Below are 16,825 nucleotides of genomic sequence, written 5' to 3'. Positions count from 1 at the left end.
CGCCGGCGGTGGGCCGGACGACGGATGCTGCTGCCTACGCCAGGCGGGCCCGCAGGTTGGCGGCGATCGACTCGAGGAACTGCTCGGTCGTCTCGTAACCCTGCTCAGGACCGACGAGCAGTGCGAGGTCCTTGGTCATCGAGCCGGACTCGACCGTCTTGATGACGACGTCCTCGAGCGTCGACGCGAAGTCGATGAGCTCCTGGTTGCCGTCGAGCTTGCCGCGGTGCGACAGACCGCGGGTCCACGCGTAGATCGAGGCGATCGGGTTGGTCGACGTCGGCTTGCCCTGCTGGTGCTGACGGTAGTGACGGGTCACGGTGCCGTGAGCCGCCTCGGCCTCGACGACCTTGCCGTCCGGCGTGGCCAGAACGCTCGTCATCAGGCCGAGCGAGCCGAAGCCCTGGGCCACGGTGTCGGACTGCACGTCGCCGTCGTAGTTCTTGCAGGCCCAGACGTAGCCGCCCTCCCACTTGAGCGACGAGGCGACCATGTCGTCGATGAGGCGGTGCTCGTAGGTGAGCCCGGCCGCATCGAACTGCTCCTTGAACTCGGTCTCGAAGATCTCCTGGAACAGGTCCTTGAAGCGACCGTCGTAGGCCTTGAGGATGGTGTTCTTCGTCGAGAGGTAGACCGGGTAGTTGCGGTCGAGCCCGTAGTTGAGCGAGGCGCGGGCGAAGTCGCGGATCGAGTCGTCGAGGTTGTACATGCCCATGGCGACGCCGGAGCCCGGCGACTGGAAGACCTCGAACGACTGCGGCTCCGAACCGTCCTTCGGAGTGAAGGTCATCGTGAGCGTGCCCTCCCCCTCGAAGCGGAAGTCGGTGGCACGGTACTGGTCACCGAACGCGTGGCGTCCGACGATGATCGGCTTGTTCCAACCCGGAACGAGGCGCGGGATGTTCGAGATGATGATCGGCTCACGGAAGATGACGCCGCCGAGGATGTTGCGAATGGTGCCGTTGGGCGAGCGCCACATCTTCTTGAGGCCGAACTCCTCGACGCGGGCCTCGTCGGGCGTGATGGTGGCGCACTTGACGCCGACGCCGTGCTTGAGGATGGCGTGCGCGGCGTCGACCGTGATCTGGTCGTCGGTCTCGTCGCGCTTCTGGATGGAGAGGTCGTAGTACTCGAGGTCGATGTCGAGGTACGGGTGGATGAGCGAATCCTTGATGGCCTGCCAGATGATGCGTGTCATCTCGTCGCCGTCGAGCTCGACGACGGTGCCTTCAACCTTGATCTTGGACAATTGTTGTTCTCCTCGAAAGATGCGGGCCGATCGGCCCCGACAATCCTACCCGAGCTGCGCAACTGTCTCGACATCAAGACAGTTGCGCCCGATTTCCGGGGATGGCGTCCACGCAAAGGCCGACTTTCCGCTGCAGTCGCGCACAGGATAGCCTTGCGTCATGGGTGAGATCAGACTGGAAGAACTGTCCGCGTCGAACATCGCGGCGGCGAACACCCTGAGCCTGAAGCCCGGCCAGGAGCAGTTCATCACGCCGGTCTCGTACTCGGCCGAGACCACCGTCACGGATCCCGCCGCGGCGTGGCAGCGGGTCGCCAGGCTCGACGACAAGGTCGTGGGATTCATCCACGGCAACTTCGACCCCGACAACGACCACGACGAGTTCCGCGCCTGCATCTGGCGCATCAACGTCGACGCCGACGCCCAGGGCCAGGGTGTCGGCCGCTTCCTCGCTCGCGCCCTCGCCGAAGAGGCCCGCACCCGCGGTTTCGACAGGATCACGGTCATGTGGGAGCCGGGCACCGAGGGCCCTGAGGCCTTCTTCCACCGCATCGGCTTCGTCGACGTCGACCAGACGCAGTACGGCGACGTCATCGGTGCCCTCGCCCTCTGAGAGCGGGCGGCCCGAGCTGGCTCGGGCATCCGCTCCCCGTCGGCAACCGGCCATCGCGGAGGGCTTCGTCGCGGCCGTGCTCGACATCGTCGACTCCATCCCGCCGGGGCACGTGATGACCTACGGTGATGTCGCGGCCACGCTCGGATCCCGCGGCGCCAGGGTCGTCGGCCAGGTCATGGCTCGCTACGGGTCCGATGCGCCGTGGTGGCGCGTCATCCGTGCCAGCGGCCACCCGCCGATCGACCACGAGGAGCGCGCCCTGGTGCACTACCGCGCCGAGGGCACCCCGTTGGTGACGACGGATGCCGGTTATCGCGTCGCTGCGTCCGCGCGCTGGCGTCCCTGAGCCAGGTCAGCCGCGCTGCTCGACCAGCGCCGCTGCCGGAATGCGCGCCGCCACCGTCGTGCCGCGCCCGCCGTCGCCCATCGACAGCTCGACCGTGCCGCCGAGCGCCGCAATGCGGTCGACGAGCCCCATGAGGCCGGTGCCCTTGGAGAAGTCCGCTCCCCCGCGACCGTCGTCGGTGACGCTGACGCTCAGCCCGTCGTCGTCATTGGCCAAGCGGATGCGGCAGTGCGTCGCCTCGGCGTACTTGGCCACGTTCGTCAGGCATTCGGCGATGAAGAAGTAGAGGGTCGTCTCGGTCAGCGCCGGCAGGTTCTCGGGCACCTCCACGTCGACCTGCACCGGAACCGGCGAGCGCGACACGAGCTCCCCGATCGCCATGCCGAGGCCGCCGAGCGTCAGTGAGCTCGGGTGGATGCCGCGCGCGAGCTCCCGCAGCTGCTTGAGCGAGCCGCTGAGCTGGGCCAGCGCCAGTTCGAGGTCGGCGGCGAGCTCGTCATTGCCGTCGGCTCTCGCCTTGGTGACGGCCATCCGCAGGCTGAGCGCGAGGGACACCAGCGACTGCTGCGAACCGTCGTGCAGGTCGCGTTCGATCTTCTTGCGGGCCACGATGCCGGCCTCGATGATGCGCACGCGCGACTCGCGCACCTCCTCGAGGGTCTCCTCGAGCTCCACGCGCAAGCGCCCGTTGTCGACGGACAGCGTGAGCGCTGTCGACACGGCATCCAGCAGCTCCTGGTTCTCGCTCAGCGCGCGGTCGTGATCGATCACGGCCAGCCTCCCCGACGGCGACTCGATCGCCATGAGGGCGCGGCCGCGGGGCCTGCTGCGGTCGGGCTCTCCTGCCATCTCCACACCGCGGGAGTCGACGTAGGCGGCGAGGTCCGGTTCCCACCAGTACACCCTGAGGGCCGGATCACGCAGAGTCTCGGCGAGCACGGACTGCCAGTAGTCGCGGTCAACGCCGTCCCTGGTGTGCACCATCAGGTCGGAGACCCGGCCCCGGAGGCTGCGGATGTAGCCGAGCCCGGCGACGAAGCTGATCGGGATCGACGCCGTGCCGAGGTAGCCGAGGTAGGTGAAGAGGGCCGAACTCCCGCCGGTGATGTCCGAGATCGTCCCGTACACGACGGCGGCGCACCAGAGGATGAGCGCGACGGGCATGACGAAGGCGATGTTGCGTGCCGGCGTGGTCCCCCGCATCCACCGCACGATGACCAGCACGATGATGCCGATGATCAGGGCGATCCCGATGGCACGGAAGCCGAGATCGATGGCGACGTAGACCGGCCGGTTCGCCGCGATGGCGTAGACGTTCGGCGAGCAGGCGCAGTCCGGGTAGCGCGCCGGAGCCGGCATCAGCACGAGGACGGCGAGCATCCGGATGACGGCGGCCACCCCGCCGATGGTGAGCAGCCATTTCTCCACCGGGCCGAAGAAGCGTCCGGTCGGGTAGACCACCACGAGCCCGGCCTGCAGCACGGCCCAGAACAGGCTGACGGCCTCGAGCACCGGCCAGAGCGCCCCGTAGGGCCACATGGCCGCGATGAACGCCGGCGGCAGCCAGAGGAACGCGATCGTGATCATGATGCGTGCCGGGATGGGCGAGTCCGCCGTCTCCCATGCGATCCAGGCGCACACGGCGTAGCTGAGCCCGGCGAAGGCGTGGAAGATCGTGCCGCTCAGCGACCACGGCTGCGTAAGGGCTGCCGCCTCGAAGCCGATGACCTCCTCGACGACGATGAGCACCGCCGCCAGGACGACGACGGCGAGTCGCCGGAGCTGCAGTGGCGTCACGGTTGGCCGAGGAGGCGGAGCACGGCGAGCACGCGTCGGTGATCCGTCGGCGACTCGTCGATGCCGAGCTTCGACATGATGTTCCCGATGTGGGTCTCGACGGTCTTCAGACTGAGGAACAGCGCCGAGGCGATGCCGGAGTTCGACTTCCCCTCGGCCATGAGCGCCAGGACGTCGCGTTCGCGCGGCGTGAGCACCTCGACCGAGGGATTGCCCTTCTGCGCCACCAGCTGAGACACGACCTCGCTGTCGACGACGGAGCCGCCGGAGGCGACTGTGCGCACGGCCTGCACGAGGCGTTCCGGCTCGGCGACGCGGTCCTTGAGCAGGTAGCCCGTCCCGCCGCCGGCGCTCATCGCCCTGATGGCGTAGGCCGGCGTCGCATACATCGAGAGCAGCAGCACCCCGACCGTGGAGCCGTTCGCCCGCAGCGTCTCGAGCGCGACGATGCCCTCGTCGGTGTGGGTGGGCGGCATCCGGATGTCGAGCACGACGGCGTCGACGTCCTGCTCCTGCACCACCCGAAGCAGTTCGTCCCCGGTGCCGACGGAGGCGACGATCTCGCAGCCGCCTGCCGTGAGCACCGTGGAGATGCCGGTGCGCAACAGCATGGCGTCATCGGCGATGGCGACTCTGGTCGGTGCCCCGTCGGGGGCGACTCTCTCCGCGTTCATGATCGTCCAGTCTGTCGGGCGCCGTTCTCACGACGCTGGGGTGACGGATGTGACTGAAGGTGCTGTGCGATGGTGCTGTGCCGGCGACTCAGGCGACGAACTCGCGCAGGCCGGCTCCGGAGAGCTCGTCCTTCGGGATGAAGCCGTCGGCTCCGCTCGACTCGATGCGACTGCCGTAGTCACTCCGATCGCGACTCGATGTGAGAACGATAGCGAAGGATCCGAGCGCGCGCAGCGATGGTACGACATCGAAGCCCATCGCATCCGGCAGCATCACGTCGAGCAGCACCAGGTCCGGCAGGTCCGATTCCACGAGCGCGACAGCCGAGAGTGCGGATGCGGCGTCGCCGATGACCTCGAAGCCGTCGGCTTCGAGGAGCTTCCGCACCTGATCACGGAACACGTCGTGGTCGTCGACGATCACCACCCGAGACACCATGCCCCGATTCTGCCCCGGCTGGACGCATGCACCTGACCAGAGGGCCGAAGATCGGGGTGCACCCCGAGACTCCACGGAGGGCGGACACCGATCCGTGTCCCCTTGTCGAGGGAGGAACATGTCTTTCGAACTCGCGTACGCGCACCGGGCACAGCGGTCGCCACTCGCAGATCCAGCTCGTCGGCATCCGCACCCGAACACGGAGACGACCAGCCGGTCGGGTTCACGAAGAGGGGGAAGACCTGAACCCGACAGGTCCTCCCCCTCTTCACGTCCGTCGACGCAACCCCGCGTCCGAACGCACCGCGCCTCTGGCCCTGCGCTCCTCGCCTCGAACGTCCGGGTTGCCCCCACCGCACTGAGGTGCCTGCACCGAGGCGGCGGCTCGAACGTCCGACGAGGATCGCCTGCGTGACCTCCCCCCGATCGCCTCGAGCAGCCCACGTGTGGGTCGCGCGCTATCTCGCCCCGGAGGTCCTCGGCACTGCGGCCGCCCTGCTCGCCGCCTGGGGATCGTTCGAGACGACGGGTTCGCTCGCCATCGCCGCCGTGGCCGGGACCGTCGCCGAGACCATCGGCTATTACGCCCTCATCCTGGTGCGCACCGCGCGCGGACACGCGGCGGGCAACGGGCCGCTCGCAACGACCGTGCTCACCCTCCGCTCCCTCCTCGCCGAGTTCGGACCGGCCGAGCTCGTCGACACCCTCCTCGTCAGGCCCGCGCTGCTCTGGGCGATCCCGACCTCGATGGGCGCGACACCGCTCGCCTGGCTCATCGCGAAGCTCGCGTCCGACGTCGTGTTCTACGCCATCACCATCACCAGCTTCGAGTTCGCGAAGCGCATCATCCTGCCTCACCCGAAGGAGAACCATGACCACGGCATCCGTCTCGACACTGCTCGACCCGTCGGTCCACGAGTCCGCTGAGACTGACGGGCGGTCGTTCACGACGTCACGAGCGCGGTCGGAGCCTTCGCACCGCGAGCTCGTCCGCGCCGCCCTGGCCCGCTACAGCTCCGCCATCGGGCTGCCAGCCCTGGTGCGCCGCCACGGCTCCCCGCTGCTGGTGCTCGACACCTCGCGGGTGCGCGAGCAGCTCGACCTGCTGCGACGGGAGCTTCCGGATGCGCGCATCCACTTCGCCACCAAGGCGCTTCCGCATCCGGCCGTCATCCGCACGATCGCCGCCACCGGTGCGTCGTTCGAGGTGGCATCCCGCGGAGAGATCGCCCTGCTCCGCGAGAACGGCGTCGATCTCTCCGGCACCCTGCACACCCACCCGATCCGTACCCGTTCCGATATCGGCGACGCCTACGGCTGCGGCATCCGGCGCTTCGTCGTCGACAATCCGGGCGAGCTGTCGAAGATCGCCGAGCTGCCCCACGACGTCGACGTTCTCGTGCGCCTGAGTTTCCCGAACCCCGACGCCGGCTGCGACCTCTCGGCCAAGTTCGGTGCCACCGAACGTCAGGCGGCGGCGCTCGTCGGCGACGCGATCCGCCACGGGGTGCGCGTCGCCGGCTTCAGTTTCCACGTCGGAAGCCAGACGACGTCGGTCGCACCGTTCGAGCACGCGATCCAGCGCTCCACCCGGCTCATGGACGAGCTCGAGGCGCGCTTCGGACTGCGGTTCCACGTCATCGACCTCGGCGGCGGGTTCCCCATCGGTTACGACGAGGCTGTCCCCGAGCTCGCCGCTCTCGCCACGGGCATCCGCACGGCGATCGCCGTCGGCGGCCGCAACGACACTGTTCTGCTCGAGCCCGGCCGGTTCGTGACGGCGACCGCGATGACGCTGGTCACCCGGGTCGTCGGGTCGAGCGACCGCGTCGACGGTCGCTGGCACTACCTCGACGACGGACTGTACGGCAGCTACTCCAACGTGCTGACCGAAGGAGTGCATCCGCTGGTCTTCGCCGCGAGTGAGCTGACGACGACTCCGGATGCCGCCAGCGAGCGCGTCACTCTCGCCGGACCGACGTGCGACAGCGTGGACGTGATCGCACGCGGCATCGACCTGCCCGTGCTGGGTGAGGGCGACCTGCTCGTGAGTCCGATGATGGGCGCCTACACCTCGGTGACGGCATCCGGGTTCAACGGTCTCGAACCGACGCGGATCCACGTCATCTCGGGCACGCGCTGAGGTGCCGACGTCGTCAGCACCTCAGCGCGCAGGACGCTAGACCAGCGAATCGCGCCAGGCCGCGTGCAGTTGGGCGAAGCGGCCGGTACCGGCGATGAGGTCGTCGGGCGTGCCGTCCTCCACGATGCGGCCGTACTCCATCACCAGGACGCGGTCGGCGATCGCGACGGTCGACAGCCTGTGCGCGATGATGACGGCCGTGCGGTCGGACAGCAGCGTCTGCAGCGCCTCCTGCACGAGGCGCTCGCTCGGGATGTCGAGCGACGACGTCGCCTCGTCGAGGATGAGCACCGCCGGGTCGGCGAGGAACGCGCGCGCGAAGGAGATCAACTGGCGCTGACCGGCACTCACGCGGCCGCCGCGCTTGTTCACGTCGGTGTCGTAACCGTTGGGCAGCCCCTCGATGAACTCGTGCGCACCGACCGCCTTCGCCGCGGCCACGATCTCGTCGAAGGTCGCCTCCGGCTTGCCGATGGCGATGTTGTCGGCGACGGAGCCCGAGAACAGGTACGCCTCCTGCGTGACCATGACGATCGCACGTCGCAGGTCCTTGGGGTGCAGGTCGCGCAGGTCGACCCCGTCCAGAGTGACGGCGCCATCTGTCGGGTCGTAGAACCGCGAGATGAGCTTGGCCAGGGTGGTCTTGCCCGCTCCGGTCGACCCGACGAGTGCGACGGTCTGCCCTGACGGCAGGTCGAGGTCGAAGCTCGGCAGGATCTCCCGGTCGGCCGTGTAGGCGAAGCGCACGCCAGTGAACCGCACGTTGCCCGTCGATTCCCAGAGGTCGATCGGCTTGACCGGGTCGGGAACGCTCGGCTTCTCCTCGAGGACGCCCGAGATCTTCTCCAACGCGGCCGTCGCCGACTGGTAGGAGTTGTAGAACATCGCCATCTCCTCCATGGGGTCGAAGAACCGCCGCGTGTAGAGCAGCGCCGCGAGCAGCACGCCGATAGCCACCTCGCCGTCGATCACGCGGTACCCGCCGATCAGCAGGACTATGCCCACAGCCACGTTGCCGATCAGCACCAGTCCGGGATCGAAGATCCCGAAGAGCTGGATGACGCGGGCGTTGACGTCGCGGTAGTCCTCGGTGAGGTCGCCGAACTCCTTCCCGTTGCGCTTCTCGACGCGGAACGCCTTGACGGCACGGATGCCGGTCATCGACTCGACGAACTTCACGATGAGCTTCGCCGACGCCACCCGCGATTCGCGGAACAACCGCTGCGAACGGGTCTGGAACCAGCGCGTGAGCACGAACAGGGGAACCAGCGAGACGACGAGCACCAGGCCGCTCACCCAGTCGAGCACGAACAGTGCGACGCCGATGAAGCCCATGTACAGCACGCCGCGGATGAGGCCGTTGATGCCCTCGTCGAGCAGTTCGCGGATGGCGTCGAGATCGCTCGTCTGGCGGGAGATGATGCGTCCCGAGGTGTACGACTCGTGGAACTCGAGGCTGAGCTTCTGCGTCTGCAGGAACACGCGCGTGCGCAGGTCGATGAGCACGGCCTGACTGATGCGCGCACTGAGCACCGTGTACCAGGCGATGAGGACGGCGCCGAGGACGCCCGTGACGAGATAGGCAGCACCGACCAGTCCGAGGGGTCCCCAGTCCTGGTTCATGAGAGCCGGAAGGCCCTGGTCGATGCCGATCGCGATCAACGCCGGCCCGGCCACCTGGAAGGCCGTCGAGACGACGATGACGGCGATGGCGAGGGCGACCTGCGCCCGCAGCGGCCGCAGCAGCGAACCGAGCAGGTGCAGGGATCGCCGGCGGATCTGGCGCGACTCGTCCTTGCTGAAGTCGTTGCGCTCTTCGCCTTCCACTCCGATGACGCTCATCGGCTCACTCCCTCCTTCTCATCGAACAGATCTCGATCGGTCTGGCGCGCCTGGTCGCGGCGCTCCTCGTCCTCCAGGCTGGAGATGACGAACCTGTAGTGGTCGTTGCTCTCCAGCAGTTCGGAGTGACGACCGACGGCCGTGATGCGGCCGTCCTGCAGCAGGGCGACCCTGTCGGCCAGCATGACCGTGGACGGCCTGTGCGCCACGATGAGCGCTGTCGTCGAGGCGAGCACCCGTCGCAGCGCCGCTTCCACGAGGGCCTCGGTGTCGACGTCGAGCGCCGACAGCGGGTCGTCGAGCACGAGCACGGCGGGCTTGGCCGCGACGGCACGAGCCAGGGCGAGACGCTGGCGCTGACCGCCCGAGAGGCTCATGCCCTCCTCGCCGACCTTGGTGTCGACGCCATCGGGCAGGTCGTGCACGAAGCCGGCCTGGGCGATCTCGAGCGCCTCGGCGAGGGCGGCATCCGCTTCAGGACTCCGCTCCGAGAACTCGGGGCGACCGAGCAGCACGTTGTCGCGCACTGATGCCGAGAACAGCGTTGCGTCCTCGAAGGCCATGGCGATGTGCCGGCGGAGCTCCTCCCGGGTGAGGTCGCGCACGTCGACGCCGTCGAGGCGCACAGCTCCCCCGGTCACGTCGTAGAGACGCGTCGTGAGAGCCGTGATCGTCGACTTTCCCGAGCCTGTGAGTCCGACCAAGGCCATGGTCTCGCCCGGCTGCAGCGTCAGTTCGACGCCGTCGACGAGGTCGGGGAAGCGTTCGGGCGAATCCTGGTAGCGGAAGTGCACGTCATCGAAGTGCAGCTCGCCGTGGGGCTCCGCGATCGTGACGGGCGCCTCGGGATCGCGGATGGCGTTCACCTCGTCGAGGATGTCGAAGTAGCGGTCGGTGGCGGTGCGGGTGTCGAAGGTCATCGAGAGCAGGAAGCCGATCGATTCGACGGGGAAACGCAGCACCGTCGCCGTGGCGAAGAACGCCACGAGAGTGCCGACGCTGAGTTCGCCCTGCGAGGCCAGCCATCCGCCGACCATCAGGCAGAGGGCGAAGGCGACGTCGGGGACCATGAGCAGCCACAGCCAGATTCCCGCGATCGCACGCGCCTTCTCGATCTCCGTACCGCGCAGGTCCTCGGCCTGCGAGGTGAAGTTCTTGAGCGCGTGCTTCCCCCGGCCGAACGCCTTCAGCACCCTGATGCCGTGCACGGACTCCTCGACGGCCGTCGCCAGGTCTCCGGCCTGGTCCTGGCTGCGCCTGGCGATGGTCGAGTACTTGCCCTCGAACACGAAGCCGTAGATCCACAGCGGGATCGAGCACACGAAGAAGATGAGGCCCAGGATCCAGTTCATCGAGATGAGGATGCCGAAACCGACGATGATCGTCAGCACGTTGACCACCAGCAGGATGATGCCGAAGGCGAGGAATCGCCGGATGAGGCCGAGGTCGCTGACGGCGCGCGAGAGCAGCTGCCCACTGGGCCAGCGGTCGTGGAACGCGACCGGGAGGTCCTGCAGCTGGGCGTACAGCCCGTTGCGCATCGTCGCCTCGACGTGGGTTCCCGGCGTGAGCACGAACCAGCGGCGCAGGGCGATGAGGATCGCCTCGAGCACGCCGAGTCCGATCACGAGCATCGCCGCGGGCCAGATGGCCGACGCGTCGCCCGTCGACAGCGGGCCGTCGACGAGTACCTGCAGGATCTGGGGGATGGCGAGGGCGACCAGGCTGGCGAGCAGGGCCGAGACCGCGCCCAGGATGAGGAAGGGCACGGCCGGCTTGACGTAGGGGTAGAGCCTCAGGAGAGTCCGGATCGTTCCGGGACGGTCGTGAGGCGGGTGCTGGTGCTGAACGGATGCGGGCATGTCTCGTACGTTTCTGACTGGGTGGCCGAGGAGCCTGCTCGTGGCGCGGCCGTGCTGAGGACGGCGCTGGCGAGCGGGAATCCGCTGTCGGCGTGGTGTTGAGTGTGAGCGCCTGTCGGTCGTGCGGACCTGCGCTGTGCGGAACGGGCGTCGCCCGTGCGGCGTGCGGTTCGGCTACTCCGTGATCGCGGCGAGGCGGGCCGCGACGACAAGGCCGGTGGTCGCTCCGGATCGGGGCGTCGGCTTCTGTGTCTTCGTCATGGCATCCTCCTGCGCGTCTTCGTCGAATCTGGGTGCCACCGTCGCGTGCGGGGCGGCAGGCAGCCTTGCAGACTATACCCGCGCATCCGTCGACCGCAACGGCGGCGGCGCGCGATCTGCTTCGGATGTGTCGATTACGCTGACGGGAGTGTCGGCATGGCGGCGGACGCGGATGAGACGAGGGGGCGCCGGTGGGATCGATCCGTCTCGCCGTGTTGCGAGCACGAGCCCACGCAGGACTCCTCCTCGGCCTCGGAGCCGTCGTGGCGGTCGCGGCGCTGGCCGGCGTCGGCATCGTCGGAGGGCTCGCCACGTCGACGGCGACCGGCGTGCACGATGCGCTGGCGGCATCCGGACCCGCCACGGAGTTCGTGATCACGGCCGATCCGTCCGACCCCGACGATGCCGCGGCCGCCCAGGACGCGGTCGACGCCCTGATCGGCGAGACGGTCGAGCACGGCGACGTCGGGCGCTCCGTCGACGGGAACGACCCGCTGGTGTGGGTGATCACCCCGGCCGAGAACGCGCTGACGCCCGAGGGTGCGACCGAGCTGCGCCACGAGATCGACGATCTCGTGGCGGTGCTCGACACGGCGACCATCCCCGCCACGACGGTGTCCACCTCCGGGGCGCTGCCGGCCACCCTCGCCGAGCTCGATCGCGGTGTCGTCGCGGTCTCGTCAGTCCAGCCGGTTCCGTTGCTGCTCGTGTTCGTCTTCGCGTGGTTCGCGCTGGCCCAGATCGCACGCCTTCTCCGCAGCGCCCGATCGGACGAGGGCGAGCTGCTCACGGCGCGAGGGATGACGGCCTCGCAGCTGGGCACGCTCGCCGTGCTCGAGTCCGCCGTGACGGTGATCCCGGCGGCGATCGTCGGCACGGCGGCTGCCGTCGCCCTGCTGGGGCTGCTGCACCCCGTCGAGGCGACCTCGCTGAGCGGCTGGCCCTTCGCTGTCGCCCTTGCAGTCCTGGCGCTTCTCGTGGCCGCGGTCAGCGCCGCGCGGAGTGTGCTCGGCGGCGCGGCCGGGCGTCGGGCCGAGCGCTCGGGACGCGGCGTCGGCACCCTGGCGGCAACGGCGACCGGGGCGGTTCTCGCCACGGTCGCGGCATCCGTCTCCGTCGCGCAGTTGCTGCAGTACGGCTCGCCACTCGTTCCCTCCGCCGACGGCGGCGTGGGCGTCGACGTCATCGCCGAGTTCGCCCCCGTGCTCGTGCTCGTGGCCGGGGCGCTGATCGCCGTGCTCGTGCTGCGGCCCGTCGTCGTCGCCGTCGAGCGGGCGACGGCACGGGGAACCGGGCTCGCCGGCTCTCTCGCCGCCCGCCAGGTCGCGCGGCGCTTCCCGATGTTCCAGGTGGCCGTGCTCCTGGTCTGCCTGGCCGTGGGCAGTGCCGTATTCGCCTCGGGGTACTCCGCGACCTGGCGCGCGCTGGCCGAGGCCTCGGCCCAGCAGGCGACGGGAACCTCGGTGCGGGTGGCCCTCTCCGACGACTCGACGGCCGGGACGACGACGGCTGCCGTGCGCGAGATCGACGGCGTGACGGATGCCGCCCCCGTGGCCACGGCTCCCATCCGGGTGGGCGACGACCCGGCCTCGCTCACAGCCCTCTCACCCGCGGAGATGGCAGGGGTGCTGGCCGACGTCGGCGGCACGGTCGACACCTCCGCTCTGGCCGCCGCACTCGCCGAGGACGTGCGACCCGGCCTCGCCCTCCCCGAGGGCTCCGAGTCGCTGAGGCTCGATGTGGGCGTCTCCGCCCCGGACGACAGCCGACGCGGCGTGATCGCGCTGAGCGCCTGGCTCGCGGACGTCGACGGAGCTCTCGTCTCGATCGACCTCGGCTCGCTCGAGGTCGACGGCTCAGGACACGCCACGGTCTCGGGCGAGCTGCCGGTCATCGACGGCGGCTGGAGCCTGCTCGCCGTCGACGGCCGATTGAGTGCTGCCGACGGCGCCGACGGCATCGTCATCGAGCTGATCGCCGTCGAGACGGCGCCCGAAGCTCCCCAGACGCTGCCGCTGCTGAGCACCCCCGAGGCCACGCTGGCCTCGACCGAGCCGCTCGGGCGGATCATGACGACGGATGCCGCGGGCCAAGGAGTGCCTGCCGTGATCTCCGCCGCCCTCGCCGACAAGCGCGGGCTGAGGGTCGGCGACCCGTTCGACTACCAGTTCGACGGGCTGCTGCGCTCGGGATCGGCCGTCGTCGTCGGACTCACGCCATCGGTGCCCGGTTCGGCCGACGAACTCGCGGCCCTGTTCCCACTCGCCACCCTCGATGACGCTCTCCTGCGCGGCAACGACACGACCGCCGCGGCGAACGAGGTCTGGGCGGCGGCCGATGATCCGGCCCGCGTCGCCGCAGCCATCGAGGCCGCGTCGGCCGACGGTACCGCTGATGGCTCTGCCGACGTCGTCACGATCGCGACTCCCGGCGCCGCGACGCAGCTCGCGGAGCCCGTCGTCGTCGCCGTGTGGGTTGGCGTCGGAGCCGCCATCGCCCTCGCCCTCATCGCGACCGTCGGCATCCTCTCGGCGCTGGGCGCTGCCCGCTCCGGCGAAGTGGCGCTCCTCCGGGCGATCGGCGTGCCGTCGCGTGCGCAGGGCAGGGGACGCGCGGTCGAGCTCACTGTGGCGGTCGTCGCCGGCGGCCTGGTCGGTGCCGCCGTCGGGGCCGCGACCGTTGCGCTCACGGCCGCGGAGTTCGCCGCCGCATCCGTTGCCGAGGCGTCTCTCGTCACGGGCCTGCCGCCATCGATCGGCGCCGTCGCCCTCGTCCTGGCCCTGCTCGCCCTCGGCCTGCCGCTGGCCGTCATCATCGCGCTGCACTCCCGTTCCGTGCGTCGCCGCGCCTCCAGCCCGTCGGCCGTCGGGGAGGCGTCGTGAGTCGCCGCTCAGCGCACTCCGGCCCGGCGCTCCTGCTGCGCCATCTCGCCGCCCATCCTGCCGGTGGACTCACCGTGGCCGTGCTCGTCGTCCTGCTGTCGGCCCTCGCGGCTGCAGCACCCCGGGCGGTCGAGGCCATGCACACCAGATCGCTCGACTACGCGGTCAGTGCGCTCGAGCCCGCGCAACGCGACATCACCGGTGCGGCGATCGGCGTGCCGGACCCCGGTGCCGGCGCCGCCTCCGGGCCCGAGGCGCTGCCCGTGGAGTCCCAGGCAGCGTGGGGCGGGTTCAACGACAGGGTCGTGGCCCTGCACGACAGCCTGCCGTCTCCGCTTCGCGAAGCGACGGGTCGGCCGCAGTACTTCCTGTCGCAGGACAGCCTGCCCATCACCAGGGTCGGCGACGAGAACTACGGCGAACTGGCTCTCGCCTACGACCCCCGAGCCTCCGAGCACGTGCGGTACACCGACGGCTCACCGCCCTCCGACACGGGTGACGACGTCGTCGAGATCGGCCTCGCCACCGTCAACGCCGACATCCTCTCCTGGGGCGTCGGCGAGACCCGCCAGGTCCAGGCCGATCGTGGCGAGACGTACAGCGCCCGCCTCTCGGGCGTCTTCGAGCCCGTCGACCCTGATGACGACTACTGGTCGGACGCCCCTCTCCTGCTCGAGCCGAGCCTCGTGCAGGAGCCGCTCGGCCCTCCGGTGTACACGGTCACCGGGCTCGTCGACTCCTCTGAGCTTCCCGCTCTGGCCGTCTCCCCCACCGCCGTGCGCGTCGAGGTGTGGTTCCCGCTCGATCCCGATGCCGTGACGCAGGCCGACGCGCCGGCTCTGGTCGAGCAGTTGCGCCGCCTCGAGTCGGCTCCTCCGACCGTCGTGGTGACGCGGAACGAGTTCTTCGACTCCATGCTGTCGTTCTCCGCCGGTCCGGCCGACACCATCGAGGACACCCTGACGACGGATGCCGCCGTCGACGCCGTGCTCGCCATGACGGCTTCAGGCCCCCTCGGCGTGATGATCGCCGTGCTGCTGCTCGGCTGCCGGATGATCAGCGGCCGACGAGCTGACGCCCTCCGCCTGCTCGCGGCGCGGGGCGCGAGCGGCAGCACCCTGCGCGGCATGATGGCGATCGAGGGACTCGTGATCGGCGTTCCGGCCGCGATCGTGGGATCGATCATCGGAATCCTCGTCACCACCGGCCCGATCACGGTCGGCGCCCTCCTGCTGCCGGTACTGCTCGGACTCCTGCCGGCCGTGCTCCTCGCGCTTCCGGCGCCCGACCTCCGGCGCGGCGAGCGCGACGACCTCGACGGCGCGAGCCGGGCCTCCGGCCGGGTGCGCATCATCGTCGAGCTCGTCGTCGTCGGCCTGGCGGCCGTGGCGACCTTCGCGCTGGTGCAACGCGGGCTCACGACGGCGGCGGCGGCATCCGGAATCGATCCGCTGCTCGCCGCGGCTCCCCTGCTGCTCGCGCTGGCCGTGTGCGTCGCTGCCCTCAGGCTCTACCCGCTTCCGTTGGCGTGGCTCGCTCGGCGCTCGCATGGGCGGCGCGGCCTCAGCGCCTACCTCGGACCGGTGCGCGCGCTCCGCGATCCGGCGACCGGGCTCGCCCCGGTGCTCGCGCTGGTGGTCGGCGTCGCCGTCGCCGTGTCGTCAGGAGTGCTGCTCACGACCATCCGGTCCGGTATCGACGACGCTGCCGTGACGGCCGTCGGTGCCGATCTGCGCGTGAAGGGGACGCCGCTCACCACCGAACAGGTGGAGGAGATCGACGCCGTTCCCGGAGTCGCGGACGCCGCTACGGTGTCCGGCGCGAACAGCGCGCTCATCGACGTCGACGGGCGCCGCACCAACACCTCGATCATCGTCGTCGACACCGAGGCGCTCGGTCGGGTGCAGGGGGATGCTCCCGGGGCCCTGCCCGTCGGGTCGGCGCTGCGCGCCGACGGCGATACGGTCCCGATCGTCGCCTCGGGGGCGACGACGGCCGCCGTCGGCACGTCGGCGGATGCCACCCTCGACGGGGAGCCCATCACCATCGTCGCGACGGTCGACGGCAGCACCGCTCTGAGCACCCGGGCGAACTGGGCGATCGTCGACAGCCGGTTCGCCGACAGGGTCGGAGTCGTCAACCCCGTGACGCACGTGATGCTGCTGAGGCTCGAGCCCGGCGCAGATCTCGAGGCCACCCGGGCGGCAGTGCAGGACGTGGCAGGCGATGCCGCGACCGTCGACACCCCGGCCGACTCCGCCGCGGTCCTGGCCTCGACTCCGGCTGCGGCCGGCCTGCAGTCCGCCCTGCTCATCGCCATCGCGGTCACCGCGCTGCTCAGCGCCCTCACCATCGCCATGACCCTCGTTCTCGGAGGTCCGGCGCGCGCCCGCATCCTGGTGCTGCTGCGCATGCTCGGAGGTGGCCGCCGTGAGGCGCGCTCACTCGCCGTCTGGGAGATCGCGCCGATGGCCGTGGTCGCGCTGGTGTTCGGCGCGGCGCTCGGTATCGGCCTTCCGCTGGTGATCCTCGCCGGCGTCGACCTGCGCGGCTTCACCGGAGGCCGGCTGCAGCCCGCGCTCGCGGTGGACCCGGTCCTGACTCTCGCCCTCGTGCTCGGCTTCGCCCTGGTGACGGCCATATGCACGATCATCGCGCTGTTCGCCTCCGGGCGGGCACGCGCCAGTTCGATCCTGAGGACAGTGGAGGCCTGA

At 69.9% G+C, this 16,825-nt stretch carries 12 protein-coding genes; 6 read left to right on the top strand and 6 right to left on the bottom strand.

Features of this window, described 5'->3' with window-relative positions; all coding sequences use genetic code 11:
- Nucleotides 1–34 precede the first annotated feature (34 nt).
- Nucleotides 35–1,249 (bottom strand): NADP-dependent isocitrate dehydrogenase, encoded by a 1,215-nt coding sequence (locus tag ASF30_RS21275; protein WP_055911435.1) that lies wholly within the window; start codon nt 1,247–1,249, stop codon nt 35–37.
- 160 nt (nt 1,250–1,409) lie between these two features.
- Here ASF30_RS21275 and ASF30_RS21270 point away from each other — a divergent pair, with 160 nt between their 5' ends.
- Nucleotides 1,410–1,862 carry a GNAT family N-acetyltransferase gene (locus ASF30_RS21270; protein ID WP_055911433.1) on the top strand — a complete coding sequence of 151 codons (453 nt, stop codon included), beginning with the start codon at nt 1,410–1,412 and terminating at the stop codon, nt 1,860–1,862.
- A complete protein-coding gene (locus ASF30_RS21265) occupies nt 1,846–2,211 on the top strand; it encodes an MGMT family protein (RefSeq protein ID WP_442914993.1) in 366 nt (121 codons plus the stop codon). Before ASF30_RS21270 ends, ASF30_RS21265 begins: the two co-directional genes overlap by 17 nt.
- A gap of 6 nt (nt 2,212–2,217) precedes the next feature.
- Here the strand turns inward: ASF30_RS21265 and ASF30_RS21260 are convergent, their stop codons facing one another.
- The 3 genes from ASF30_RS21260 to ASF30_RS21250 all read right to left on the bottom strand — a co-directional run bounded on the left by ASF30_RS21260 (nt 2,218) and on the right by ASF30_RS21250 (nt 5,121).
- Nucleotides 2,218–4,008, bottom strand: coding sequence for a sensor histidine kinase (locus ASF30_RS21260; protein ID WP_055911431.1), 1,791 nt, complete (start codon nt 4,006–4,008; stop codon nt 2,218–2,220).
- Nucleotides 4,005–4,682, bottom strand: coding sequence for a response regulator transcription factor (locus tag ASF30_RS21255; RefSeq protein ID WP_055911428.1), 678 nt, complete (start codon nt 4,680–4,682; stop codon nt 4,005–4,007). The genes ASF30_RS21260 and ASF30_RS21255 overlap by 4 nt, the downstream gene beginning before the upstream one ends.
- Before the next feature lie 88 nt (nt 4,683–4,770).
- Nucleotides 4,771–5,121: a response regulator gene (locus ASF30_RS21250; protein WP_055911426.1), complete on the bottom strand. Its 351-nt coding sequence runs from the start codon at nt 5,119–5,121 to the stop codon at nt 4,771–4,773.
- A 411-nt stretch (nt 5,122–5,532) separates the two neighbouring features.
- Here ASF30_RS21250 and ASF30_RS21245 point away from each other — a divergent pair, with 411 nt between their 5' ends.
- Together ASF30_RS21245 and ASF30_RS21240 are read left to right on the top strand one after the other, a co-directional pair.
- Complete coding sequence (locus ASF30_RS21245; RefSeq protein WP_157497569.1) at nt 5,533–6,048, top strand: hypothetical protein; 516 nt, start codon at nt 5,533–5,535, stop codon at nt 6,046–6,048.
- On the top strand, nt 5,993–7,264 hold the full coding sequence (locus ASF30_RS21240; RefSeq protein WP_082468258.1) for a type III PLP-dependent enzyme: 1,272 nt from the start codon (nt 5,993–5,995) through the stop codon (nt 7,262–7,264). Before ASF30_RS21245 ends, ASF30_RS21240 begins: the two co-directional genes overlap by 56 nt.
- A gap of 36 nt (nt 7,265–7,300) precedes the next feature.
- Here ASF30_RS21240 and ASF30_RS21235 read toward each other — a convergent pair whose 3' ends face one another.
- On the bottom strand, nt 7,301–9,106 hold the full coding sequence (locus tag ASF30_RS21235; protein ID WP_055911422.1) for an ABC transporter ATP-binding protein: 1,806 nt from the start codon (nt 9,104–9,106) through the stop codon (nt 7,301–7,303).
- A complete protein-coding gene (locus ASF30_RS21230) occupies nt 9,103–10,968 on the bottom strand; it encodes an ABC transporter ATP-binding protein (protein WP_055911420.1) in 1,866 nt (621 codons plus the stop codon). The genes ASF30_RS21235 and ASF30_RS21230 overlap by 4 nt, the downstream gene beginning before the upstream one ends.
- A gap of 452 nt (nt 10,969–11,420) precedes the next feature.
- On the opposite strand from ASF30_RS21230, the gene ASF30_RS21225 reads away from it, so the two are divergent.
- Both ASF30_RS21225 and ASF30_RS21220 read left to right on the top strand, forming a co-directional pair.
- On the top strand, nt 11,421–14,111 hold the full coding sequence (locus tag ASF30_RS21225) for a hypothetical protein (protein ID WP_055911418.1): 2,691 nt from the start codon (nt 11,421–11,423) through the stop codon (nt 14,109–14,111).
- Nucleotides 14,108–16,825, top strand: coding sequence for an FtsX-like permease family protein (locus ASF30_RS21220; protein WP_055911416.1), 2,718 nt, complete (start codon nt 14,108–14,110; stop codon nt 16,823–16,825). Before ASF30_RS21225 ends, ASF30_RS21220 begins: the two co-directional genes overlap by 4 nt.

The organism is Leifsonia sp. Leaf264 (genome assembly GCF_001422325.1).
Classification (GTDB): Bacteria; Actinomycetota; Actinomycetes; order Actinomycetales; family Microbacteriaceae; genus Orlajensenia.
Note: the sequence above shows the minus strand (reverse complement) of the source record. Positions and strands in the feature narration are given on the sequence as shown.